The 23,225-nt window shown below is 71.2% G+C and carries 25 protein-coding genes; 18 read left to right on the top strand and 7 right to left on the bottom strand.

Going from position 1 to position 23,225, the window contains the following annotated elements:
* Positions 1 to 285: 285 nt before the first annotated feature.
* The 10 genes from OCT49_RS32190 to OCT49_RS32235 all read left to right on the top strand — a co-directional run bounded on the left by OCT49_RS32190 (position 286) and on the right by OCT49_RS32235 (position 6,290).
* Positions 286 to 1,119 (top strand): class II glutamine amidotransferase, encoded by an 834-nt coding sequence (locus tag OCT49_RS32190; protein ID WP_283855316.1) that lies wholly within the window; start codon positions 286 to 288, stop codon positions 1,117 to 1,119.
* 72 nt (positions 1,120 to 1,191) lie between these two features.
* Complete coding sequence (locus OCT49_RS32195) at positions 1,192 to 2,280, top strand: glutamate--cysteine ligase (RefSeq protein ID WP_283855317.1); 1,089 nt, start codon at positions 1,192 to 1,194, stop codon at positions 2,278 to 2,280.
* Positions 2,281 to 2,424: 144 nt separating this feature from the next.
* Positions 2,425 to 2,808, top strand: a complete 384-nt coding sequence (locus OCT49_RS32200) for a gas vesicle protein GvpO (RefSeq protein WP_283855318.1) — start codon at positions 2,425 to 2,427, stop codon at positions 2,806 to 2,808.
* 81 nt (positions 2,809 to 2,889) lie between these two features.
* Positions 2,890 to 3,333 carry a gas vesicle structural protein GvpA gene (locus tag OCT49_RS32205; protein WP_283855319.1) on the top strand — a complete coding sequence of 148 codons (444 nt, stop codon included), beginning with the start codon at positions 2,890 to 2,892 and terminating at the stop codon, positions 3,331 to 3,333.
* A gap of 3 nt (positions 3,334 to 3,336) precedes the next feature.
* Entirely contained in the window at positions 3,337 to 4,050 is a 714-nt protein-coding gene (locus OCT49_RS32210; protein ID WP_283855320.1) for a GvpL/GvpF family gas vesicle protein, read from the top strand.
* A gap of 28 nt (positions 4,051 to 4,078) precedes the next feature.
* On the top strand, positions 4,079 to 4,330 hold the full coding sequence (locus OCT49_RS32215) for a gas vesicle protein GvpG (RefSeq protein WP_283855321.1): 252 nt from the start codon (positions 4,079 to 4,081) through the stop codon (positions 4,328 to 4,330).
* Between the two features lie 108 nt (positions 4,331 to 4,438).
* Complete coding sequence (locus OCT49_RS32220; RefSeq protein WP_283856008.1) at positions 4,439 to 4,840, top strand: gas vesicle protein; 402 nt, start codon at positions 4,439 to 4,441, stop codon at positions 4,838 to 4,840.
* Positions 4,837 to 5,643 (top strand): GvpL/GvpF family gas vesicle protein, encoded by an 807-nt coding sequence (locus OCT49_RS32225; RefSeq protein WP_283855322.1) that lies wholly within the window; start codon positions 4,837 to 4,839, stop codon positions 5,641 to 5,643. Before OCT49_RS32220 ends, OCT49_RS32225 begins: the two co-directional genes overlap by 4 nt.
* Positions 5,640 to 5,885 (top strand): gas vesicle protein, encoded by a 246-nt coding sequence (locus OCT49_RS32230; protein WP_283855323.1) that lies wholly within the window; start codon positions 5,640 to 5,642, stop codon positions 5,883 to 5,885. Before OCT49_RS32225 ends, OCT49_RS32230 begins: the two co-directional genes overlap by 4 nt.
* A 9-nt stretch (positions 5,886 to 5,894) precedes the next feature.
* Complete coding sequence (locus OCT49_RS32235; RefSeq protein ID WP_283855324.1) at positions 5,895 to 6,290, top strand: gas vesicle protein K; 396 nt, start codon at positions 5,895 to 5,897, stop codon at positions 6,288 to 6,290.
* Positions 6,291 to 6,365: 75 nt separating this feature from the next.
* On the opposite strand, the gene OCT49_RS32240 is transcribed toward OCT49_RS32235, so the two are convergent.
* From OCT49_RS32240 to OCT49_RS32255, 4 genes are all read right to left on the bottom strand, one after another.
* Positions 6,366 to 7,265, bottom strand: coding sequence for a Rieske (2Fe-2S) protein (locus OCT49_RS32240; RefSeq protein ID WP_283855325.1), 900 nt, complete (start codon positions 7,263 to 7,265; stop codon positions 6,366 to 6,368).
* A gap of 177 nt (positions 7,266 to 7,442) precedes the next feature.
* Complete coding sequence (locus OCT49_RS32245; protein ID WP_283855326.1) at positions 7,443 to 8,408, bottom strand: SRPBCC family protein; 966 nt, start codon at positions 8,406 to 8,408, stop codon at positions 7,443 to 7,445.
* Between the two features lie 6 nt (positions 8,409 to 8,414).
* Entirely contained in the window at positions 8,415 to 9,053 is a 639-nt protein-coding gene (locus OCT49_RS32250) for a hypothetical protein (RefSeq protein ID WP_283855327.1), read from the bottom strand.
* A 248-nt stretch (positions 9,054 to 9,301) separates the two neighbouring features.
* Positions 9,302 to 9,481 carry a CsbD family protein gene (locus tag OCT49_RS32255; RefSeq protein ID WP_283855328.1) on the bottom strand — a complete coding sequence of 60 codons (180 nt, stop codon included), beginning with the start codon at positions 9,479 to 9,481 and terminating at the stop codon, positions 9,302 to 9,304.
* Positions 9,482 to 9,772: 291 nt separating this feature from the next.
* Here OCT49_RS32255 and OCT49_RS32260 point away from each other — a divergent pair, with 291 nt between their 5' ends.
* A complete protein-coding gene (locus OCT49_RS32260; RefSeq protein ID WP_283855329.1) occupies positions 9,773 to 10,099 on the top strand; it encodes a plasmid stabilization protein in 327 nt (108 codons plus the stop codon).
* A gap of 169 nt (positions 10,100 to 10,268) precedes the next feature.
* On the opposite strand, the gene OCT49_RS32265 is transcribed toward OCT49_RS32260, so the two are convergent.
* Both OCT49_RS32265 and OCT49_RS32270 read right to left on the bottom strand, forming a co-directional pair.
* Entirely contained in the window at positions 10,269 to 10,445 is a 177-nt protein-coding gene (locus OCT49_RS32265; protein WP_283855330.1) for a hypothetical protein, read from the bottom strand.
* A 155-nt stretch (positions 10,446 to 10,600) separates the two neighbouring features.
* Positions 10,601 to 11,785 (bottom strand): alcohol dehydrogenase catalytic domain-containing protein, encoded by a 1,185-nt coding sequence (locus tag OCT49_RS32270; protein ID WP_283855331.1) that lies wholly within the window; start codon positions 11,783 to 11,785, stop codon positions 10,601 to 10,603.
* A gap of 495 nt (positions 11,786 to 12,280) precedes the next feature.
* Here OCT49_RS32270 and OCT49_RS32275 point away from each other — a divergent pair, with 495 nt between their 5' ends.
* Positions 12,281 to 14,353 carry a catalase gene (locus OCT49_RS32275; RefSeq protein WP_283855332.1) on the top strand — a complete coding sequence of 691 codons (2,073 nt, stop codon included), beginning with the start codon at positions 12,281 to 12,283 and terminating at the stop codon, positions 14,351 to 14,353.
* A 54-nt stretch (positions 14,354 to 14,407) separates the two neighbouring features.
* On the opposite strand, the gene OCT49_RS32280 is transcribed toward OCT49_RS32275, so the two are convergent.
* Complete coding sequence (locus tag OCT49_RS32280) at positions 14,408 to 15,355, bottom strand: methionyl-tRNA formyltransferase (RefSeq protein ID WP_283855333.1); 948 nt, start codon at positions 15,353 to 15,355, stop codon at positions 14,408 to 14,410.
* A gap of 245 nt (positions 15,356 to 15,600) precedes the next feature.
* Here OCT49_RS32280 and OCT49_RS32285 point away from each other — a divergent pair, with 245 nt between their 5' ends.
* The 6 genes from OCT49_RS32285 (at position 15,601) to OCT49_RS32310 (ending at position 23,174) form a co-directional block, all read left to right on the top strand.
* On the top strand, positions 15,601 to 16,974 hold the full coding sequence (locus OCT49_RS32285; RefSeq protein WP_283855334.1) for a lysine N(6)-hydroxylase/L-ornithine N(5)-oxygenase family protein: 1,374 nt from the start codon (positions 15,601 to 15,603) through the stop codon (positions 16,972 to 16,974).
* A 53-nt stretch (positions 16,975 to 17,027) separates the two neighbouring features.
* Entirely contained in the window at positions 17,028 to 18,086 is a 1,059-nt protein-coding gene (locus OCT49_RS32290) for a FecCD family ABC transporter permease (RefSeq protein WP_283856009.1), read from the top strand.
* Positions 18,083 to 19,222: a FecCD family ABC transporter permease gene (locus OCT49_RS32295; RefSeq protein WP_283855335.1), complete on the top strand. Its 1,140-nt coding sequence runs from the start codon at positions 18,083 to 18,085 to the stop codon at positions 19,220 to 19,222. The genes OCT49_RS32290 and OCT49_RS32295 overlap by 4 nt, the downstream gene beginning before the upstream one ends.
* Positions 19,223 to 19,247: 25 nt before the next feature.
* Complete coding sequence (locus OCT49_RS32300) at positions 19,248 to 20,147, top strand: ABC transporter ATP-binding protein (RefSeq protein ID WP_502963437.1); 900 nt, start codon at positions 19,248 to 19,250, stop codon at positions 20,145 to 20,147.
* Between the two features lie 143 nt (positions 20,148 to 20,290).
* A complete protein-coding gene (locus tag OCT49_RS32305) occupies positions 20,291 to 21,346 on the top strand; it encodes an iron-siderophore ABC transporter substrate-binding protein (RefSeq protein ID WP_283855336.1) in 1,056 nt (351 codons plus the stop codon).
* Positions 21,347 to 21,386: 40 nt separating this feature from the next.
* Positions 21,387 to 23,174 (top strand): ABC transporter ATP-binding protein, encoded by a 1,788-nt coding sequence (locus OCT49_RS32310; protein WP_283855337.1) that lies wholly within the window; start codon positions 21,387 to 21,389, stop codon positions 23,172 to 23,174.
* Positions 23,175 to 23,225 lie beyond the last annotated feature (51 nt).

Genomic DNA, 23,225 nt, shown 5'->3' on the forward strand with positions numbered 1-23,225 from the left:
CCGCTGCCCCACCGTGCGTACGCCGGGTGTGCACCCTGGTACGCCGGGTGCGCACCGGAGGTCCTGCCGGGCGGGCCCCCGCGGTCCGCGGCCCCCTTCCCGCGCCGGCCCATCGGCCTCCTCCGTCCCACCCGCGCCGGTGCCACCGGCACCCGGGGCCGCAGCCGCTCTCCCCGCCGCTGCCCGGGGACGCGCGAGCGGGGCCCGGCACCTCTCGGTACCGTGAACAGAGGGGGGCGGCAAGACGCCGCAACCATTCGTCCGCCCGGGGGGAAGGGGCCGCTCATGTGCCGATGGCTCGCCTACTCGGGACAGTCCGTGCTGCTCGGTGACCTGCTGTACAAGCCGGAGCACTCCCTCATCGACCAGAGCCTGCACGCACGCATGGGCGTGGAGACGACCAACGGCGACGGCTTCGGCATCGGCTGGTACGGGCCCCACGCCGAAACACCCGCGGTGATCCGCGACACCGGCCCGGCCTGGAACAACCGCAACCTCCGCGAGATCGCCGCACACGTGCGCTCGCCCCTGTTCTTCGCCCATGTGCGGGCCTCCACGGGCACGGCCGTGCAGCAGACCAACTGCCATCCCTTCCGGCACGGCCGTTGGATGTGGATGCACAACGGTGCGATCACCGATTTTCCCAGGCTGCGCAGGGAGCTCGCCCTTGCCGTGGACCCCTCGCTCTTCTCCGCGCTCGAAGGCTCCACCGACTCGGAAGTGATGTTCTATCTGGCCGTCACGTTCGGCCTGGACCAGGACGCGCCCGGGGCCGTCGCCCGCATGGCGGGCTTCGTCGAGCAGGTCGGCCGGCGGGCGGGTGTGGAGCATCCGCTCCAGATGACGGTGGCGGTGTCCGACGGGGAGCGGCTGTGGACCTTCCGCTACTCCAGCAGCCGCGCCTCCAGGTCGCTCTTCTACAGCAGCCGGGTGGACAGTGTGCGGGCACTCCATCCCGACCTGGAAGTCCTCGTAGGGGTGTCCGACGAGACGCGGCTGGTGGTCTCCGAACCGCTGGGGGACCTGCCCGGACTCTGGAACGAGGTGCCGGAGAGCAGCTACGGGGTGGTGCAGCCCGGCACCGACGAGCTCCGTGCCTTCGAGCCGGTCGCAGCCTGAGAGCAGGACCTGCGGCGGGGGTGGTTCCGGTGGATGCTGGGAGGAGGCATCTGCGAGCGGAGGTAGGGCGTCGTGCGGACCGTGGGTGTCGAGGAGGAACTCCTTCTCGTGGATGCGGAACGGGGCGAGCCCCAGGCCCTGTCGACGGCGGTGCTGGCCAGGGCGGACTGCCGGGCCGGGGGAGACTCGGCCTTCGAGTCCGAACTCCACCGCCAGCAGCTGGAATTCGCCACGACGCCGCAGACCTCGATGCACGACCTGGCGGAGGAGATCCTCCGCTGCCGTGCGGAGGCCGCCGAACACGCCGCGGACTCGGGCGCGGCCGTGGTCGCGCTGGCCACGTCGCCGCTGCCCGTCAGCCCGGCGATCGGCCGGGGCGAGCGGTACCAGTGGCTGGAACGGAGATTCGGCCTGACCGCGCAGGAACAGCTGACCTGCGGATGCCATGTCCATGTGGGTGTGGCCTCCGACGACGAAGGCATCGGCGTGCTGGACCGGGCGCGGCCGTGGCTGTCCGTCCTGCTGGCCCTGAGCGCCAACTCGCCCTTCTGGCAGGGCCGCGACAGCTCGTACAGCAGTTACCGGAGCAGGGTCTGGGACCGCTGGCCGTCGGCCGGCCCGGTGGAGGCCTTCGGGACCGCCGAGCGCTACCACGCGCACGTGCGGGAACTGCTCGACACCGGGGTGCTGCGCGACAAGGGGATGGTCTATTTCGACGCACGGCTGTCGCACCGCTACCCCACGGTCGAGATCAGGGTGGCCGACGTCTGCCTCGATCCGGCGGACACGGCCCTGCTCGCCTCCCTGGTCCGTGGCCTGGTGGAGACGGCGGCCCGGCAGTGGCGGGCCGGGGAACCCCCGGCCCGGTTCGGTGCGGGGCTCCTGCGGATGGCCGCCTGGCAGGCCGGCCGGTGGGGGCTGGAGGACGGCCTGCTCCACCCGCGCACCATGCGGCCCCGGCCCGCCCCGGAAGTGGTGGACGCCCTGCTGGAGCACGTCCGCGAGGCCCTGGACGACCACGGGGACCTGGACCGGGTCGAAGGAGCGCTGCGGTCCCTCCTGGCGCGGGGGACGGGCGCCCGGACCCAGCGCGAGCTGTTGCGCCGCACGGGCAGCCTGCGCACCACCGTCCACGAGTGCGTCGGCATCACCCGCGGGTGAGCGGGCGCCGCCCGGCGCGGTACGGCCGGGCCCGGTACCGCCTGCGAGCGAGACTCCGGCAAAAGGCCTATACCATGAAATAGTGCTCGCGTTGCGGCGCGGCACGACAGGGCAAGATGTCGTCTCCGCCTTCGGAGAGTAAACATGGCCGCAGCCGAAGAAGACGAGGCCGAACGTCCCCGGCGCCCCTCCGCCAAGAAGACGGGCAGGAAGGCCGGCGACGGGTCCGACGAGGGCCGGAAGAGCGGGGCCGGACACACCGCCCGCGGCGTTTCCGCACCCCAGGCCATGCGACGCGCGGCCGAGCAGTTGCGGGGGCTGCTGGGCCGGGCCCCGGAATCGGTATCGGCGGTCAGACCGACCGACGACGGCTGGCAGGCGGACGTGGAAGTCCTGGAACTGGAACGCGTTCCCAGCACCACGAGCGTCATGGCGAGCTACCGGGTGCTGTTGGACGAGGAAGGCGAGCTGGTGGCGTACGAACGCACCCGTCGTTACACGCGGGGACAGGTGGACCGCAACCGCTGAACACCGGATGCCGCCGGTACGCGAAGGAAGGACGAGACGGCCGCACCCGGATGGGGGCGAGCCGCTGAAGGGAGGCACCCCATGACTGTGGTGCCGCAAGGCGGAGGACCCGTCGCCACGGGGGGAGGAGGCTCCGGCAACCTCTACGACATCCTCGATCTGATCCTCGACCGCGGCCTCGTCATCGATGTCTTCGTACGGGTGTCCCTGGTGGGCATCGAGATCCTCAAGATCGACGCCCGCATCGTCGTGGCCAGTGTGGACACCTACCTGCGCTTCGCGGAGGCCTGCAACCGCCTGGACCTGGAATCGGGGCGCAAGGCGCCCTCCCAGCTGACCGACCTGGTCGGAGAAGTGACCGAGGGCGGCTCCCACGGCAAGGCGAAGGGCGCCCTGAGCGGAGCGGCCGAAGTTCTGAGCGACGCCCTCAAGGGGGGCGAGGACGACGAGGAAGAGGCCGAGGAGGTCGAGGAGCGACGGGAGCGGCCGCGGCGTCGGCCTGCCGCCCGGCGCCGGAAGGAGTGAGCCATGGCCGTGTACGTCTACACCATCCTCGCCAGGACGCACCCGCAACGCCTGAACGGCCTGGCAGGAGTGGGGGATCCGCCCACGACGCTGCGCTCCGTGCACGGAGCGGAGCTGTCCGCCGTCGTCAGCGACGCCCCGGAGGGGCTGCGGCCCAAACGCCGCGACCTCGCCGCCCACCAGGCGGTCCAGGAACACCTGATGGCCGAGGGCACGGTTCTCCCGTTGCAGTTCGGCTTCACCACGACGGACGAGGACGCGGTGCGAGCGGTGCTGGAGGAACGCGCCGAGCAACTCCTCGAACGCCTCGGGGCACTGGAAGGATGCGTCGAGTACAACCTGAAGGCCGCCCAGGACGAGGACGCGCTGCTGCGGCGGATCCTCCAGGAGTCCGAGGAGGCGAACAGGCTCAACGAAGAGATCAGGAGCGGCCGGGGCGGTCCACAACTTCCCCTCGCCCTGGGCGAGTTGGTGGCCGGGGAAGTGCAGGCCAGGCAGAGCCGGACGGCCGATGCGATCGTGGAGGCCCTGGGCGGCTTCGCGCGGGAGCACCACGTGGCGCAGCCGACGGGCAACGACTTCCTCAACGTGTCCTTCCTGGTGGCCCGGGACGACGAGAAGCCCTTCCTCGCCGCCGAGCGGGGCCTCGGGGAGGAACTCGGTTCCGACCACGAGCTGCGGCTGCGCGGCCCGCTGGCCCCCTACAGCTTCGTCTAGCCGCTCACGGCTCCGTCCAGGAGGTGCGATGGGACTGTTCACCCAGCTCGTCACCCTTCCGCTGGCGCCCGTGCGCGGAGCGGTATGGGTGATCGAACGCGTCGTCGAGGCGGCGGAGAACGAGTACTACGACCCCGGGCCGGTCGAGCGGGAACTCGCCGCGCTCGAACGACAGCTCCTGTCGGGAGAGATCGATGAGGAAACCTTCGACCGGCGTGAGGACGAACTGCTGGACCGGCTGGACGAGATCAGGGCCCGTACCCGGGGGAACACCGGCTGACCGAGGCCCCCGCAGCCCGGCGGGAACGCGGTCCGGCACGTGCGCCGACGTGCCGGAGAACCAGGGAAGCGAGGTGCGGCGACCGTGAGCGAACCCGTCGCCAGGAGGATGGGGGACCTGCCGTCCCGGACCGGCCCCTACGGCCAGCAGTCCTCGGCCAACCTCGCCGACATACTGGAACGGGTCCTGGACAAGGGCATCGTCATCGCGGGCGACATACGCATCAACCTCCTGGACATCGAACTGCTCACCATCAAACTGCGCCTGCTGGTCGCCTCGGTGGACAAGGCCAAGGAGATGGGCATCGACTGGTGGGAGCACGACCCGTCGCTGTCCTCACGCGCCCACGACGGCTACCGCTCGCTCACCGAGGAGAACCGGCGCCTGCGCGCCGAGATCGAGGCGCTGCGCCGGGACGCAGGGGAACTGACGGAGGGGCGCGCGGAGCCCGCCGAGGAGCCCTCCCCCGACGAACAGCCCGACCCGGCCGACGAACGGGACGAGCCATGACCGCCACCGTCAGCTACGCGTACGCGGTCGCGCGGGACACCCCGGCACTGGAAGAAGCGCTGACGGGCCTCTCCGGGGTGTCCGGGGCGCCGGTCCGCCTGGTGCGCGCAGAATCCTGCGACGGCCTGGCGGCCGCCGTGAGCCCGGTCTCCGGAAGCGAATTCGGGGAGGACGCCCTGCGCTCGCACCTGGAGGACCTGGACTGGCTGGAAGCCACCGCCCGCGCCCACCACCGGGTGGTCGAGACGCTCGCGGCACGCACGACCGTCCTGCCGCTCCGGCTGGTGACGGTGTACCTGGACGACGAGCGCGTGCGCTCCGTGCTGGAGGGCCGGTGCGACGCGTTCGACTCCCGGCTCGACGAACTGGCCTCCCGCGCCGAATGGGGCGTCAAGGTCTTCGTCGACGAACCCGCGGACCAGCCCCCCGCCACCCGGCCGCCCGCCGGGGAAGCGAGCCCCGGGCGGGCCTACCTGAACCGCCGCAGGACCCAGCGGGCCGCCCGCGAGAACGCCTACCGCAGCGCCGGAGAAGCGGCCGAACGCATCGAGTCCGCCGCCCGGCCCTACGCGGTCGGCCGCGTCAGGCATCGCCCGCAGCAGGGCGGCATCGCGCCCCGGACGGGGGAGAACGTCACCAACGACGCCTACCTGGTCCCGCTGCGGCACACCGAGGAATTCCGGGCCGGCGTCGCACGCGCGGCGGACGGACTCACGGGCGTGCACATCGAGATCACGGGCCCGTGGGCCCCGTACTCGTTCGCCGCCCCCGACACCCCGGAGGACCGGGAGGAGGCGCCGTGAGGCCCGTGGGCGGTCCGTCGGACCCCGCCGGTCGGGAGCCGCTTCCCGAGGAGCCGCTTCCCGACCGGCAGGTGGCGCTCATCGACCTGCTGGACCGGCTGCTCGCCGGAGGCGCCGTCCTCACCGGGGACATCGTGCTGTCGATCGCCGACATCGACCTCGTACGCATATCCCTGCGCACCCTGATGGTTTCCATCAGCGAGCAGAACCCCGCCCCGTGGAACACCCGACCGCACCCGTAGGAGGCGACGATGACCGGCGAGGAGCACCGGCCCCGCAGCCGCCTCGACGAGATCACCGAAGCCGTCGACCGCGCACTCCGGTCCCTGCCCGCCCCGGAGGAGGACGCGCCGAACGGCCCCCGGCCCCCGGCCCGCAGGGTGAACGCGGACCCCGACACGGTGGAACGCGACCTCATCAAACTCGTCCTCACCATTGTCGAGTTGCTGCGACAGCTCATGGAACGACAGGCCCTGCGAAGGGTCGAGGCGGGGGACCTCACGGAGGAACAGGAGGAACGGCTGGGGATGACACTGATGATCCTGCACGACCGCATGAACGAACTCTGTGCCCGGTACGACCTCTCGATGAGCGACCTCAACCTGGACCTCGGCCCGCTCGGCACCCTGCTGCCTCCCCCCGAATGAGCCCGCCCGGTGCCCCGCCGCGGTCCCGGGCGCTCCCCGCCAGGCCGTGGCCGGACGGAACCGGCGGTCGCCGGATCAGCGACCGTCCCGGCCCGCGCCGGGCAACCGCACCTGCACGATGCCCTCCTGGTCCACCCGGACGTGGAAGGCCGGCTGCGGCGCGGTGGCCGGACCGCGCACGTTGAGGCCGTCCGCCAGCCGGAAGACGCTGCCGTGCCAGGGGCACTCCACACACCCGTCGATGATCCTGCCCTCGGACAGGGGGCCCGAGAAGTGACTGCACCGCTCCGCGAGGACGTGCACCCGCCCCTCCCGCTCCCGGAACACCAGAAGGGGCACCTCTCCCAGCTCCCGGCGGACCGCCACACCGATGGGAAAGTCCTCCGCGGCGCCCACCGGATGCCACCCCTCCTCCAGCAGGTGCGCGACCGGCTCGGCCTTGTCGGAGCCGGCCGCCTGCCGGTAGGCGAGGTGCCCGCCCAGCAGCCCGCCGACGCCGACGGCACACAACCCCGCGAAACCGAGCGCCCTCGCCAGGGCCGGCCGGCCTCCCCGGCCGCGGTGCGCCCACGAACCGGCGTACAACGCGAGGGCGGTGGTGACGGACGCCGCGTGGACCAATCCGGTGCGCATCTGCTCCGGGTGCTGCTCGGCCCAGTCCACCCAGCCGGCCAGCGCCGCGGGCGCCGCCCCGAGGACCCCCACGCCCACCAGCACCCGCGCCCCGCGACGGCCCCCGGGAACGAAGTCCAGCACCGCAGCCGACAACCACGCGCCGATGGGGATCTGCACGAGGGCGGGGTGCAGCGGATGACCGATCGGCAGACCGTGCAGGACATCGCGGGAGCGGCCCAGGGGCAGCCCGCGCACCACCCGCCGCAGCGGGAAGGACACCGCATCGAGCTTCTCCGCACGGCCCAGCGCGTCGAGACACCGCAGGAGAAGCCGCTCGGTGCGGGCGGCGCCGCCCCTCACCGTGCCGCCGCACGGACCGGGACCGAGGAATTCCGTACTCTTCGTTGAAGGCCGCATGGCAGGCGTTTGCCATGTGCGTACCCTCCCCAAACGTCCGGATCCGCCGAGCCACTCCGGTGGTTGCGGGACAGCGGAGTCATGCGGGGGAGCCGGGGGTGTCCCGGCCGGACCGCCGCCTCACTTCTCCTCTTCCTCCGCTTCCTCGGAGTCGTCCTCCTCCCATTCCTCGTCCTCCTCCGGCTCCTCCTCTTCCTCTTCGCCTTCCTCGTCCTCCTCGTCCGGTTCCCCGGCCTCCTCGTCCTCCGGGGCTTCCTCGGCGTCCTGGGCCTCCTCCTCCTCCTCGACGGCCTCTTCGTGGGTCCGTACGACCTCGCCGTCCCGGATCTCGCCCCGCCAGCCCTCGGGCTCCTTGTCGGTGAGGCTGACGTAGCGCTGGAAGTGCTTGAAGTCCAGTCGCAGCCGTCGGCCCTGCGCGCGCCAGAGGTTTCCCGTCTTCTCGAACAGCCCGGACGCGTAGTACTCCACGACCAGCACGATGCGGGTCAGATTGGGGGCCAGTTCGTGGAAGCTCACGACGCCCCGCGTCGAAGCCTTGCTTCCCTCGGAATTCCAGACGATGCGTTCGTCGGGCACCTGTTCCCGGACGGTCGCCTTCCAGCCCCGGGTCGAGGGGCCCACCTTGACCTTCCAGTCACTCGTCGTCTCGTCGGACGCCGAGACGCTGCGCACGCCCTTGGTGAATTCGCTGAACTTCTCGTACTGCGTCCAGTGGTCGTAGGCCGTGCGCAGGGGAACCCCCACGTCGATCACTTCGATCATGTTGGTGACCTTCCGGTCACCCGGCCCGCTTCCTCCCTTGCCGCGGGAGGAGCCCTTCACCTTGTCCAGGATCTTGTCCTTGACGCCCTTCACCGTGCCGGACAACACCGCCTTGACGGGGGAATCACCGCCGAGGAGGCCCGCTCCCACCCGGGAGAGCGCTCCGCCGTTGGCTGCGACATCGGTCAACTGGTCCGTCATGTCGAACACCTTGTCGCTCGCCCGCTCCGCCAGATTTCCGACCCGAGCCGTCAGGTAGTCCGTCAGCTCGTCACGGAGCCGGTCGAGCCCCGATTCCGAGGTCTCCTGCTGCCGTTGTGTCATGACTGGTCACCTTCGGTGCTCGGCGCGGGACGATGCCTTCTTCCCGGTGGAACCGGTGGAAGCGGCCTTCTTCCGCGGGGTGGTCTTCCCGGCGGCTTTCCCCTTCGCCGGGGGTTTCCCGGAAGGCGCTGTTTTCTTGGCCGTTCCCCGCTTGCGCTCGCCCGGCTTCCTGTCGTCCTCTCCCCCCGCGCGAGCGGAGGAGGACTTCTTCGCAGCGCGGCTCCTGCCCTGCCCCGCGGCACTGCGGCTGCGCGACTTCTTCCCCTCTTCCTCCTCCGGTTCCTCTTCCTCCTCCGACGCGTATTCCTCTTCGTCCGCCCCCTCGTCGCCGGCGCTCTCCAGCCGGAGGGTTCGTTCCCGGACGGAATCGGCGAGTGCGGAGAGCCGGCGGTCGGCGGCCGCGGAGACGGCGTTGCGGCCGGCCGTCATCAGTTCTCCGCGCAGTTGGCCGCCCAAATCCGCGACCTGCGGAATCTCCCCGAGCTTTTTCGCGCCCTGGGTCACCAGGCTCCGTGGATCGATCCCGAGCCGACGGCCGGCCAGGTAGGACGCCGCTGTGAGGGCGAGGCGCCCTTTCCTGGTGCGTCCCAGGACGTAACCGCCCGCCACCGCTGCGGCGAGCAACAGTTTGTTTCCTTCGGTCATGGGTGATTCACCCTCTCGTGGGCGTCGAGCAGGAATCGCACCGCGACGATCGCTTTCTCGCCGCGGACGTCGCCGCACGGTCCGCCGCGCACTTTCCGGGGCTCCTGCCGGTTACCTCGTACAGCACGAAGCGGGCTCGTTCCCCGAAGCGGCGAACGGCCCGCCTTCCCGGAACCGTGCGGGCCTCGTCAGTCGGTTCTTCCACCCCGCCGACCGTCTCCGGTCGCGTGACGGAAGGGCGGCCGTGCTCAGAGTGCGGGCGGTGGCTGCGGCGGAGTGCGGTCGCGACCGCCGCTCATCTTCTTCTTCGCCTCGCCCTTGGCCTGCTCGATCCTGCCCTCGGCTTCCTTGCGCCGGTTGCCCGTCAACTTGCCCATGGCTTCTTTCGCCTTGCCCTTGATCTTGTCCTTACCGCTTCCGTGAGTCATTGCGACTCCTCCGATGGGGGGGTTTCGCTCTCCCTATCAAAACTAGTTCTTTCCGGGGGCATTGGCGCGGTGTGATGAGGGGCACCGGTACCGGGGGACCGCAGGGCGGAGCGGCCACCCCCGCGAGGGCGTCGCCGGCTTCCGTCACCACGCGGTCGGCCCAACGATTCCCCTTGCGCCGGGCCCGATTTCCTGTGGCGGGGCACGGACATCGCGCGTGCAATGGGTAAGGAGTTCTCCCTTCCGTCGACGCGGCCGCATTCCGTGCCGCGGTCAATCCCAGGAGCTGCCATGCCGGCCGGATCGAGCAAGAAGCGTGAGCGCCAGTACGAGCACGTCAAGGAGAGCGCCGAAAAGCGCGGGGCATCGAAGGAGCGGGCGAAAGAACTCGCCGCGCGCGTGGTGAACAAGGAACGTGCCAGGTCGGGCGAGTCCCGCACGTCGAGCAGGACCTCCACCCGTGACGCGAAGTCCGCCTCCCAACGCGGTGGGGAACGTTCCCACAGCGGATCCCAGGGGCCCACGCGCGACCAGTTGTACGAGGAGGCGAAGAAGAAGCACATCGAAGGCCGTTCATCCATGAACAAGCAACAACTGCGCGACGCCCTCGGCCGCTGAATCGCCACTGAATCGAGGACCCGGGAACCCGCCCCGAGCCCTTCGCCGGGCCGTGGAGGCCGCCGGTGGGACCGGCGAGCGGTGCCAGGGGAGGAGACGGCCTCGCCGGCCCACGGGGAAACCGGGGTGCCGGCTTCGTCGTCCCGGTGCGGATCAGTGGTGTCCCGGCTCAGATCAGCGGTACCACGATGGCGACCGCCAGCACGATGATCACGACAATGGTGATCCATATCCATGGGGACCGGTGCCTGCGGGACAGGTCCTCCGGCCCGCCCCCACGGGGCCGGTCCTCGGGGAGTTCGGCGTTCTCGGGCCGGTCACGGCGGTAGAACTCGGAGTCGGACATGGACAAGCCCTCCTCTCGTTCCGGCGCCTGTCGGGGCGCCCATGTTCTCCATACTCCCACTTCCGCCCCCGCCGCGAAGCGGCTGTTGCCCCCCTCGCATCCTGCCGGCCCGGGCAAGGCCCCTCGAAGGCCCCTCGTGGGTGTTCCTGCTGCGGCTACGGCCGCAGCAGGGTCTTGACCATGCCGTTCTCCTTGGCCTGGAACATCGCGTACGCCTTCGGGCCGTCCGACAGCGGGAGCCGGTGGGTGGCGAAGTCGTCCACGCCCAGCACGTCCGCGTCGTCGAGCAGCGGCAGGATCTCGGGCACCCAGCGCCTGACGTTGGCCTGCCCCATCCGCAGCTGGATCTGCTTGTCGAACAGGGTCAGCATCGGCAACGGGTCCGCCGCGCCGCCGTAGACCCCGGACAGCGAGATGGTGCCGCCGCGCCGCACCACGTCGATCGCGGTGTACAGGGCGGCGAGACGGTCCACGCCCATGTGCTCCATGAGCCTGCGGGCGACCAGGTCCGGCAGGAGACCGGTGGCCCACTGCGCGGTCTTCGCCAGGGGCGCGCCATGGGCCTCCATGCCGACCGCGTCGATGACGGCGTCGGTGCCCCGGCCGTGGGTGAGCTGCCGGATCGCGTCGGGCAGTTCCTTGCCGCACCGGCTCACATCGAACACCTGGACCCCGTGCGCGGCGGCCCGGGCGAGCCGTTCGGGCACCAGGTCGACCCCGATCACCAGGCCGGCGCCCAGATGCCGGGCGACCCTGGCGGCCATGTCGCCGATCGGGCCGAGCCCCAGCACCGTGACGCTTCCGTCCGGAGGGACGGACGCGTACCGCACGGCCTGCCAGGCCGTCGGCAGCACGTCGGACAGGTAGACGTACCGGTCGTCGGGCGGTCCTTCGGGCACCTTGACCGGCAGGGTGTTCCCGAAGGGCACGCGCAGCAGTTCCGCCTGCCCGCCGGGGACCTGCCCGTACAGCTTGGTGTAGCCGAACAGCGCGGCCCCCGTGCCCTGTTCGTGGACCTGGGTGGTCTCGCACTGGGAGTGCAGACCGCTGTCGCACATGAAGCAGGTCCCGCAGGAGACGTTGAAGGGGACCACGACGCGGTCTCCCGCCCGCAACGCCGTGACGTCGCGGCCGACCTCCTCGACCACCCCCATGGGTTCGTGACCGAGGACGTCACCGGGGTCCAGGTACGGGCCGAGCACTTCGTAGAGGTGCAGGTCGGACCCGCAGATCCCGGTCGAGGTGATCCGCACGACGACATCGGTGGACTCCTCGATGCGCGGGTCCGGGACGGTCTCCACCCGCACGTCACGACGTCCCTGCCAGGTGAGTGCACGCATGGTGTCTCTCCTCACTGCGGTGCCGGGGAGCGGTCGGCCCGGCTCACCGGTGCCTCCCGGGGAACACGCCCGCCGGAAGTCCGTTCACCCTCCCGCCGACGATCCCGGGCACCGCCACCGGCGTCCCCGGCGGCCGGGCTCTTCCGGCGCGGGGGCCCCTCGTCCGGCGCCGCGCTGCCGCTTCGGTCGGTACGGGCCGACTCATCCAGCGAACCAGTGTCGCGGCCGTCTCGCCTCTCGTGGCGGAAACCTCCCCGGGACGACGGGCGCCGTGGGAATGCTCCGGCGGTCCCCGGGACCGCCGGGCAGGCGGGCGGGGCCGGAAGGCTGCGTCCGCTCGGCCCATGCGCCGGGCCGGATCCCGAGGCTGTTGGAGGGAGTGCGGGAAATACCGCGTTACCGGTGGCCGGGGGCGGTTACCCGCTTGGAGACGAGCGAAGCCCCGCCCCGGCCCGTCGGCCGGTGCTGCGGGCGCGCCCCCAGGAGGAGAAGCCCATGAAGGACAGGAAGCAGGCCCAGCGGGACAGCGTCCGGGCCGCCGATCCGGCCGAGGGGCCGTTGACCACGGACCAGGGCGTAGCAATCGAACATACGGACGATTCGTTGACGGTCGGTGACCGCGGTCCCACGCTGCTGGAGGATTTCCACTTCCGGGAGAAGATCACGCGCTTCGACCACGAGCGCATCCCCGAGCGGGTCGTCCACGCCCGGGGCGCCGGGGCCTACGGATTCTTCGAGCCGTACGAGTCCTGCGCCGAGTTCACCCGGGCGGCCTTCCTCCAGGACCCGTCCGTGCGCACCCCCGTCTTCGTGCGGTTCTCCACCGTGCAGGGCCCGCGCGGCTCGGCGGACACGGTGCGCGACGTGCGGGGCTTCGCGACGAAGTTCTACACGTCCGAGGGGAATTACGACCTCGTGGGGAACAACTTCCCCGTCTTCTTCATTCAGGACGGCATCAAGTTCCCCGACTTCGTGCACGCCGTGAAGCCCGAACCGCACAACGAGATCCCCACCGGCGCGTCCGCCCACGACACCCTGTGGGACTTCGTCTCCCTCCAGCCCGAGACGCTGCACACGATCATGTGGCTGATGTCGGACCGGGCGATTCCGCGCAGCTACCGGATGATGCAGGGATTCGGCGTCCACACCTTCCGTTTCGTGACCGCGGACGGGCGCGGAACCTTCGTGAAGTTCCACTGGAAGCCCAAGCTGGGCGTGCACTCCCTGGTCTGGGACGAGGCCCAGGAAGTCCAGGGCCGCGATCCCGACTTCAACCGGCGCGACCTCTGGGAGGCCATCGAGGCGGGCCAGTACCCGGAGTGGGAACTGGGCGTCCAGCTCATCCCGGAGGAGGACGAGCACTCCTTCGACTTCGACCTCCTCGACGCGACGAAGATCGTTCCCGAGGAGCTGGTCCGGGTCCGGCCCATCGGCCGGATGGTCCTGGACCGCAACCCCGACAACTTCTTCGCCGAGACGGAACAGGTCGCCTTCCACACCGCCAACGTGGTCCCCGGCATCGACTTCACCAACGACCCGCTGCTCCAGGCGAGGAACTTCTCCTACCTCGACACCCAGCTGCTGCGGCTGGGCGGCCCCAACTTCGCCCACATCCCGGTCAACCGCCCGGTCGTCGACGTGCGCAACAACCAGCGCGACGGCTTCCACCAGGAGCAGATCCACTCCGGTACGAGCTACACGCCGAACACCCTCGGCGCGGGCTGCCCGGTACTCGCCGACGTGGAGTCCGGGGCCTACCGCCACCTCACCGAACGGGTGGACGGCAGCAAGGTCCGTCGCCGCAGCCCCAGTTTCGAGAACCACTACCTGCAAGCGGCCCTGTTCTGGCGCAGCATGGTCGAATGGGAGCGGCAGCACATCGTCGACGCGTTCCGCTTCGAACTGGGCAAGGTGTCGGCGAAGGACGTCCGGGCGCGTACCGTCGCGCAGTTGGCCCAGGTCTCCACCGATCTCGCCCGGGCCGTCGCGGAAGGCATCGGGGTGCCCCTGCCGGACCCCACGGACACGCCCACCCCGCCCCCGTCCCCCGCGCTGAGCCTGGAGAGCAACCGGGGGGACGGTTCGATCCTCTCGCGGCGGATCGCCGTCCTCGTGACGGACGGGATCGAGGAGGAGCAGATCGCCGCGGTCCGGGACCCGCTCACCGCCCGGGGTGCCGTGGTCGAGCTGCTCGCCCCGATGGACGGCAGGATCGGTACCAGCCGGGGCGGTACGGTCGAGGCAGACCGGGCGCTGCCGACCGTCGCAGCCGTGCTCTACGACGCCGTGCTGCTGCCCGACGGCGCGCGGTTCACCGATGACCCGGCCCGCCGGTTCGTGCGCAACGCGTACCGGCACGGCAAACCCATCGGTGGTTACGGCGGGGGCGTGGCCGCTCTGGGCGACCTCCTGCCCACCGCTGTCACGGACCGGTCCGCCGCGACGGGGGGCGAGCCCGTCGAGGTCCTGGGCGTGGTGACGGCCGCGACCGGTGACCACGCCTTCGGTGAGCTGTTCGCGACGGCGGTCGCCGCCCATCGCCACTGGGACAGGCCGGACCTGACCTGACCTCCGTGTCCGGGGCTGCGCCTTTCCTCGTGACGGTCCGGCAGGAGGGGAGGGTCAGGGGCGGCCGGTCAGGTACCCGCCCATGGAGGTGAAGTACTCCGTCGCGGGCATTTCGCGGCCGTCCTCGGTCCGCACCCGGGTGATGGCCAGTCCGTGGTTGCGGCCGGTGCGGGCGTCGGCCCCGGCGACGATCACCACGCCGTCGCCCTCGCGGTAGAAGACGCGGCCGGGCGTACCGCCGTAGCGGTTCTGGGACACGACCGCGGCGAGGACCTCCAGCCGCCTGCCCCGGTGGAAGGTGAAGGCGCTGGGGTACGGCTCGGACTGGGCCCGCACCAGGCGTTCGAGGTCCTCCGCCGGCCAGTTCCAGTCGATGCGGATGTCCTCGGCGGACCGCTTGTGGAAGAAGCTCGCCCGCGAGCGGTCCTGCGGGGTGAACTCCGTCCGGCCGGAGGCGATGAGGCCGAGTGCGCCGATGGTGACCGGGGCGATGAGTTCGACGGTCCGGTGGAAGAGGTCGGTGGCGGTGTCCGTCGGGCCGACCGGGACCGCTTCCTGGCGGACGATGTCACCGGCGTCGAGTTCGTCGTTCATCAGGTGCGCGGTGACGCCCACCTCGGTCTCGCCGTTGATCAGGGCCCAGATCAGCGGGGAGAAGCCGGCGTACTTCGGCAGCAGCGAGTCGTGGATGTTCAGCGTGCCGTGACGGGGGAGGCCGAAGATGTGCGGGGGGATCCACGTCCGCCAGTTGTTGGCCACGATGATGTCCGGATCCGCCTCCTTGAGGCGTTCGAACAGCTCGTCGTCGTCGGGACGGTTGCGGATCAGCACCGGGACGCCGTGCTCCTCGGCGAGGTCGGCGACGGAGTCGCTCCAGATCTTCTCGTACGCGTGATCGCTCCGGGGATGCGTCACCACCAGCACCACGTCGTGCTCGGAGTCCAGAAGGGCTCGCAGGGTGCGGTGCCCCCAGGTCTGGTAACCGAACATGACGACTCGCATGGGTTCCTCCTCGGTCAGGGGCAGACCGAAGAAAGTAAAGCGAGGCTTACCTTAGTTGGCAACAGGGCTATTTTGAGCCGGAGTTGATGATGAATCGGTGAGTGATCGTCCCGTCGGGCCCATCGACAGGGTTGTGCAATTAGCTTAGGCTCACCTAAGTTCAAAGGGGCCGCTCCGTCGGCGTGCCCGTCTCCCGCACCTTCCTCCATGCCGGACAGACGGCTTTCCCGAGCGATGGGAGTGACATGTCACAGGCTCTTCCCGACGACGCACCACCGGTCCACGACCTCATCGGCATCGGCTTCGGACCCTCCAACGTGGCCATGGCGATCGCGCTCGGCGAGCACAACACACGCGTCGGCGGGCGGGAGCCGGTCACCGCCCACTTCTTCGAGCGCCAGCCGGGCTTCGGCTGGCACCGCGGCATGCTGATCGAGGACGCCACCATGCAGGTGTCCTTCCTCAAGGACCTGGTGACGCTGCGGAACCCGGCCAGCGAGTTCAGCTTCCTCTGCTATCTGCGGAGCAAGGGCCGGCTGATCGACTTCATCAACCACAAGAACCTCTTCCCGCTGCGGGTGGAGTTCCACGACTACTTCGAGTGGGCCGCGGCCAAGGTCGACGACATGGTCTCCTACGGCCGGGAGGTCGTCGCCGTCACGCCCCTCGTCCACGACGGCGTCGTGGAACACCTGGACGTGACCGTCCGCTCGGAGGAGGGGCTCGAGGTCCACCGGGCCCGCAACCTCGTCATCGGCACCGGGCTGCGCCCCTTCGTGCCGGAGGGCGTGGAGCGCGGTGACCGCATCTGGCACAACTCCGACCTCCTGCGGAAGATCGACGCGCTGGAGGGCACGTCGCCCTCGCGGTTCGTCGTCGTGGGTGCCGGGCAGAGCGCCGCCGAGAACGTCGCCCACCTGCACCGCTGCTTCCCCCGGGCCGAGGTCTGCGCGGTCTTCTCCCGCTACGGGTACAGCCCCGCCGACGACAGTGCCTTCGCCAACCGGATCTTCGACCCGGACGCCGTCGACGACTACTTCGCCGCCCCCGAGAGCGTCAAGAAACAGCTGATGGCCTATCACGGGAACACCAACTACTCCGTGGTGGACATCGATCTGATCGACGACCTGTACCGGCGGGTGTACCAGGAGAAGGTCCTCGGCACCGAACGGCTGCGCTTCCTCAACGTGTCCCGGGTCACCGGCGTCGAGGAGCGGCCCGACGGCGTCCGCACCACCGTGAAGTCCCTCGTCACGGGCGAGGAGACGCACCTGGACGCCGATGTCGTGGTGTTCGCCACCGGCTACCGTCCCGCCGACCCCCTCGGCCTCCTCGGCGAGATCGCCGACCGCTGCCTGCGCGACGAGGAGGGACGCGTCCGCGTCGAGCGCGACTACCGCATCGCGACGGAACCCGATCTGCGCTGCGGGATCTATCTGCAGGGCGGCACGGAGCACACGCACGGCATCACGACGTCCCTGCTGTCCAACACCGCGATACGGGTCGGCGAGATCCTGGACTCGCTGCTCGACCGGGGCGTCAAGTCCGCCTCCGACGAGGCCCGGCCGGTCGCCGGGGGCGCCGGCCCCGCCGCCCGCCAGGGCGTGTTCCGGAATTAGCGCCCCCACTTCTCCCGTACCACCGGCGGATCGAAGGAATGACGTACATCGACATGCGCACCACTGCGGTTGAGCGCCCGACGCCCGAGGGCCCGAGGGAGGTCCGCCGACGGCGGGCCGTGGGACTGGTGGTGCTCGGGGCGGCCCTCGTCCTCGCGGCGGCGGTGTCGTTGGCCGTCGGCGCCCGGGCGCTGAGCCCCGCCGAGGTCTGGCACGGGCTGTCCGTGTCCCCCGGCTCCGACCGGCGGCTCACCGAGATCGGGCTCATCGTGCAGACCGTGCGGGTGCCCCGGACGGTGCTCGCGGTCGTGGCGGGCCTCGCGCTGGGCATCGGCGGGGCGCTGATCCAGGGGTACACGCGCAACCCCATCGCCGACACGGGCTTGTTGGGGGTGAACGCCGGCGCCTCGTTCGCGGTGGTGTCGGCGATCGCCGTCCTCGGCCTCACCAACCCGTTCCAGTACGTCTGGTTCGCCTTCGCGGGGGCGGCGGTCGCCGGGGTCGTCGTCTTCGGCCTGGCGAGCATCGGCCGGGGCGCGGGCAACCCGTTGACGCTCGCCCTGGCCGGGCAGGGGATCACGGTGTTCCTCGTGGCGATGACCACGGCGGTCACGCTGTCCGACCAGAAGTCGCTGAACGCGCTGAGGTTCTGGAACGCGGGCTCCGTGGCCGGTGTCGGATTCGACGTCATCCGGCCGGTGACCGTCTTCGTGGCGGTCGGGACGGTACTGGCGCTGATCACCCTGCCCGCCCTCAACCTGCTCAACCTGGGCGACGACGTGGCGCGGGGGCTGGGCGTGAACATCGCACTGAGCCGGACCGTCGGCATCATCGCCGTCACCCTGCTGGCGGGCGCGGCCACGGCGGCGTGCGGCCCCATCGCGTTCCTCGGACTCATGGTGGCCCACGTGGCCCGGTACCTGACCGGCCCGGACTACCGCTGGCTGGTGCCGTACGCGGGTCTGCTCGGCTCCGTCGTCCTGCTGGTCTGCGACATCGTGGGGCGCATGGTGGTGCGGCCGGGGGAGTTGGACGCGGGGGTCGTGGTCGCCCTGCTGGGCGCCCCGTTCTTCGCGGCCCTGGTGTGGCGCGGAAAGTTCAGGAACACATGAACGGGGCGGATGTGAAACCGAGCGGGGCGGACGCGGGCCCGAACGGGGTGAAGGCGGACCCGAGCGGGGCGCACGCGGGACCGGCGGTGGCGCCGGGGGTACGGATCGGTGCGGTGTCGTTCGTGTGGCGGCCCCGGCTCGTCCTGGTCACGGTGCTGTTGGCGGCGGCGGCCTTCCTGGTGTTCTGCCTCTCCATCGGTGTCGGGGACTTCCCCGTCGCCCTGCCCCGGGTGATCGCCACGATCCTCGGCCGGGGCGAACGGGTCGACGAGTTCGTGATCATGGACTTGCGGATGCCGCGCGCGCTGGCCGGCCTGGTCGTGGGGATCGCGCTGGGGATGTCCGGGGCGATCACGCAGTCCGTCGCGCGCAATCCGCTCGCCAGCCCGGACGTCCTGGGCATCACCGGGGGCGCGAGCGCGGTCGCGGTGTTCCTGGTGACCGTCTCGGGCGGCGCCGCCGCGGCGGTCACCGGTGCGGTGGGCCTGTCCGCGGCGGCGCTCGCGGGCGGTCTCGGCACCGGGCTGCTGGTGTACTTCCTGGCGTGGCGGCGCGGGATCGACGGCTTCCGGCTCATCCTCATCGGCATCGCGGTGAGCGCCGTGGCGCAGGCGATCACGACCTGGCTGCTGGTCTCGGCCGACATCAGGGACGTGGCCAGGGCCCAGGCGTGGCTGGTGGGTTCGCTGGACAGCCGGTCGTGGGACGAGGTCCGGGTGGCGTTCTGGTGCGCGCTCGTCCTCGTGGCCGTCGTCGCCGGTGCCGCGTTCCAGTTCGGGCCGATGCACCTGGGCGACGAGATCGCCGCCGGGCTGGGCGTCCGGTACACGCGGGTGCGGGCGGTCCTGCTGCTGTGCGCGGTGCTGCTGGCCGCCGTGGCGGTGAGCGCGGCGGGTCCGGTTCCGTTCGTCGCGCTGGTGGCGCCGCAGGTGGCGATGCGGCTGGCGGGGTTCCCGACGCCCCCGCTGGTGGCCTCCGGGCTGATGGGGGCGTTGTTGCTGATCGGCGCGGACCTGGTGGCGCGCACGGCGCTGCCGATCACCCTGCCGGTCGGTGTGGTCACCGCCGCGATCGGTGGTCCGTTCCTGGTCTGGCTGCTGGTGCGGGCGAATCTGAGGCGGGCGGCACATGCGTAGGAAAGAACTCGGAGGAGGGAGACCCGTGGCCACTCAGTTCATCACCGGGACCGAGGCAGAGGCAGAGGCAGAGGCCGGGGGCGGGGGCGCGTCGCGGCTGGCGGCCAGCGGCGTCACGGTCGGGTACGGCGGCCGGGTGGTCATCGACGGCCTCGACGTGGCGATCCCGCCCGGAGTGATCACCACGATCATCGGCCCCAACGGCTGCGGGAAATCCACCCTGTTGCGCACCCTGGCGCGGCTGCTCAGACCGAGCGCGGGGACGGTCGTGCTGGACGGCGAGGACATCGCCGGGCTCAGGACCAGGGACGTGGCGAAGAAGCTCGGACTGCTGCCGCAGGCGCCCGTCGCGCCGGAGGGGCTGACGGTGGCCGACCTGGTCGCCAGGGGACGCCATCCGCACCAGAGCTGGCTGCGGCAGTGGTCGTCGGACGACGCCGGCGTCGTGGAACGCGCGCTGGCCATGACCGGGGTGGCCGAACTGGCCGGCCGTCCGGTGGACTCGCTCTCCGGCGGCCAGCGCCAGCGCGTCTGGATCTCGATGGCCCTGGCCCAGGGCACCGACCTGCTGCTGCTGGACGAGCCGACCACCTATCTGGACCTGGCGCACGCCGTCGACGTGCTCGACCTGGTGGACGACCTGCACGAGGCGGGGCGCACCGTGGTCATGGTGCTGCACGACCTCAATCTGGCCGCGCGCTACAGCGACCACCTCGTCGTGATGCGGGCGGGATCGATCCTGGCGCAGGGACACCCGCGCGAGGTGATCACCGCCGAGTTGCTGCGCGAGGCGTTCGGGCTGCGCGCCGAGGTGATCGACGACCCGGTGGGCGGCCGCCCGCTCGTCGTACCGATCGGCCGCGCCCACGTCCGGCCCGGCAGGCAGGTCCTCGCAGGACGCGGCGACGAACCGCCGAGCCGGTGAGATCTGATGAATATGTGACTTCAACTCGGTTGGAAACAAAGGCGAGTTGGGAAGTTAGGATAGGCTGACCTCACCCATTCGGACCTGGGTTTGACCGCCCTTGTACGGGGCGCGGTGGACAGCCCGAGAGCAAGGGGTTTTGGATGCTTCTCCATCGAACGGGGCCCGTGGGGCCATGGCGGCGGACGGCGGCGGTCCTGTCCGCCGCGATCCTCGGTCTCGGCCTCCTCACGGGGTGCGGGTCCGGCTCGGCGGACAAGGAGGGCGACGACGCCCCGGCCGCCGCCGGCGGCACGTTCCCGGTCACCGTGGAGCACGCCTTCGGATCCACGGAGATCACCGAGGCCCCTCGGCGGATCGTCTCCGTGGGCTACACGGACGACCAGGCGATCCTGGCGCTCGGCAGCAAGCCGGTCGGCATGGTCGACCAGTACCCCAACCCGGCGGGCCGGTCCCCCGACATCAACACCCAGTGGCCCTGGGTGAAGGACAAGTGGGGCGACACCCGCCCCGAGGTCGTCATGAAGAACGGCGACCAGGGCCCCAACTACGAGAAGATCGCCTCCCTGCGGCCGGACCTGATCATCGCGGTCTACTCCGAGATCGACGAGGCCGCCTACGAGAAGCTCTCCAGGATCGCCCCCACGGTGGGCCGCACCAAGGGCGAGAAGGAACCCTTCAGTGCCCCGTGGCAGGACAACGCGGTGCACATCGCCAAGGCGCTCGGCAAGGAGGACGAGGGCACCGAACTGGTGCGGGGCATCCAGGACAAGCTCGACGCGGCCAGGAAGGCGCACCCGGAGTTCAAGGGCCGGACCGCCGTCGCCCTGTCCTGGTACAAGGACTCGCTCGCCCCGTTCACCTCCACCGACGTGCGCGGACGACTGGTGACGGGCATCGGCTTCACCTACCGGCCCGGGATCGACGAGGTCGCGGACGGCAAGTTCTTCACCGTGCTGTCCCCCGAGCGCGTCGACCTGGTCGACGCCGATCGCATCTTCGTCATCAACGACGAGGCGGACACGGCGGCGTTGAAGAAGTTCGAACTGTTCACCAACCTGCCCGCCGTCAGGAATGGCAAGGTGTCCTACCTGCTGGACAGCGAGGGACCGGCGGTCGGCGCGGCCATGTCCCAGGGCACCCTGCTGTCCCTGCCGTACGCGATCGACGAACTCGTCGCATCGGCCGGCCGGGGATGACGCACGAACCGCCGCGCCCCCGTCCGGGTCCGGTCGCCGCGTGAGCGCCACCGGCACCCCGGCCGCCCCTGCGACCCTGCGCACGGCGACCGGGGGAGAGGCCACCCGATGGGTCGCGGCACATTGCCGCCGGACACCGTGGCTGACGGCCGCCACCCTCCTCGGCACGGTGGCCGGGGCGGCGCTCCAGGTGTTCCCGGTGCTCCTGCTGGGCCGGGTGGTCGACGGCGTGGCCGGGGGCGAACCCCGCTCGGTCCTGGTCACGATCGGGGCGTGGATGGCGGTCGCCGCCCTGCTCGGCGCGGCGGCCACCGCAGCATCGACGTACCTGATCGGACGGCTGGGGGCGGACCTGCTCGCACGGCTGCGGGAGGGCGCCGTCCGCGCGGTGCTGGGAATGCCGAGCGCCCGCGTCGAACAGGTCGGCCGGGGCGACGTGCTGTCCCGGGTCGGCGACGACGTGGCCGTGCTGTCCAGGGGCATCCGCACGGCCGTTCCCACGGTGTTCTCGGCGGGAGTGCTGGTCCTCATCGCCACGGCCGGCATGTTCGGCCTGGACTGGCGGCTCGGCCTGGCCGGAGCCGGCGCGCTGCCCGCCTACGGGCTGGCCCTGCGCTGGTACCTGCCCCGGTCCGCGCCGCTCTACCGGAAACAGCGGGTGGCCCAGGCCGACCGGGCACAGGCGCTGATCAGCGGACTGAACGGCATCGACACGGTACGGGCCTACCGGCTGGAGGGCGCCGTCCGCGAGAAGGTCACCCACGAGTCGTGGCGGGTGCGCGAGCTCGGCATCGAGGTGTTCCGGCTCTTCGGCCGGTTCGTCGGCCGGGAGAACCGCGCCGAGTTCATCGGACTGGTCCTGATCCTCGTGGTGGGCTACGCCCTGCTGGAGGCCGACGCCGCCAGCCTGGGCGAGGTGTCGGCGGCCCCGCTGATGTTCCACCGGCTGTTCACCCCGCTGGGCGCCATCATGTTCACCTTCGACGAGGCGCAGAAGTCGGGCGCGAGCCTCACCCGACTGGTCGGGGTGCTGGGGGAGCCCGCCGAGGAGCGGCTGGTGGGCGACGGGTCCGTCGCCCCGGCGGACCTCGAGCCCCCACCGGTGACCGTGGAGGGGCTGACGTTCCGCTACCCCGGCGCCGAGGAACCGGTCCTGCGGGACGTGAACCTGTCCATCCCGGCCGGTGGTTCGCTCGCCCTGGTGGGGGCGACGGGCGCGGGCAAGTCGACCCTCGCCGCGCTGATCGCCGGCATCGGCACCCCGCAGGCCGGGTCGGTGCGCGTCGGGCCGCACGACCTCGCCGGTCTGGACGAGGCCGGGGCGCGGGCCCTGGTGAGCATCCTGACGCAGGAGACGCACGTGTTCTCGGGGCCGCTCGCCGAGGACCTGCGGCTCGCCGCGCCCGACGCGGACGACGAACGGCTGACGGAGGCGTTGCGCACGGTCGGCGCCGACCGGTGGGTCGGGCTGCTGCCCGACGGGCTGGACACCGTGGTCGGCGAGGGCGGCGAACGGCTGGACGTCACGAAGGTCGCCCAGATCGCCCTGGTCCGGCTGGTGCTGCGCCGCTCGCCGGTGGTGGTGCTCGACGAGTCGACCGCGGAGGCGGGCAGCGCGGGCGCCGCCGAACTGGAACGGTCCGTATCGGCCGCGTGCGCGGGCCGGACCACGCTGTTCGTGGCCCACCGGCTGACCCAGGCGATGGCGGCGGACCGGATCGCCGTGCTGTCCGCGGGACGCGTGGTGGAGGAGGGGACGCACGAGGAGCTGGTGGCCCTGGGCGGCCAGTACGCGCGGCTGTGGCGCGCCTGGCGGGAGGGCAGTTAGGGAAATCCGGTTCAGCCGGTCCGATCTGTGTGCACGGAAGGATGCTGAGTC

It is taken from the genome of Streptomyces sp. ML-6 (assembly GCF_030116705.1).
In the GTDB taxonomy this organism is placed as follows: Bacteria; Actinomycetota; Actinomycetes; order Streptomycetales; family Streptomycetaceae; genus Streptomyces.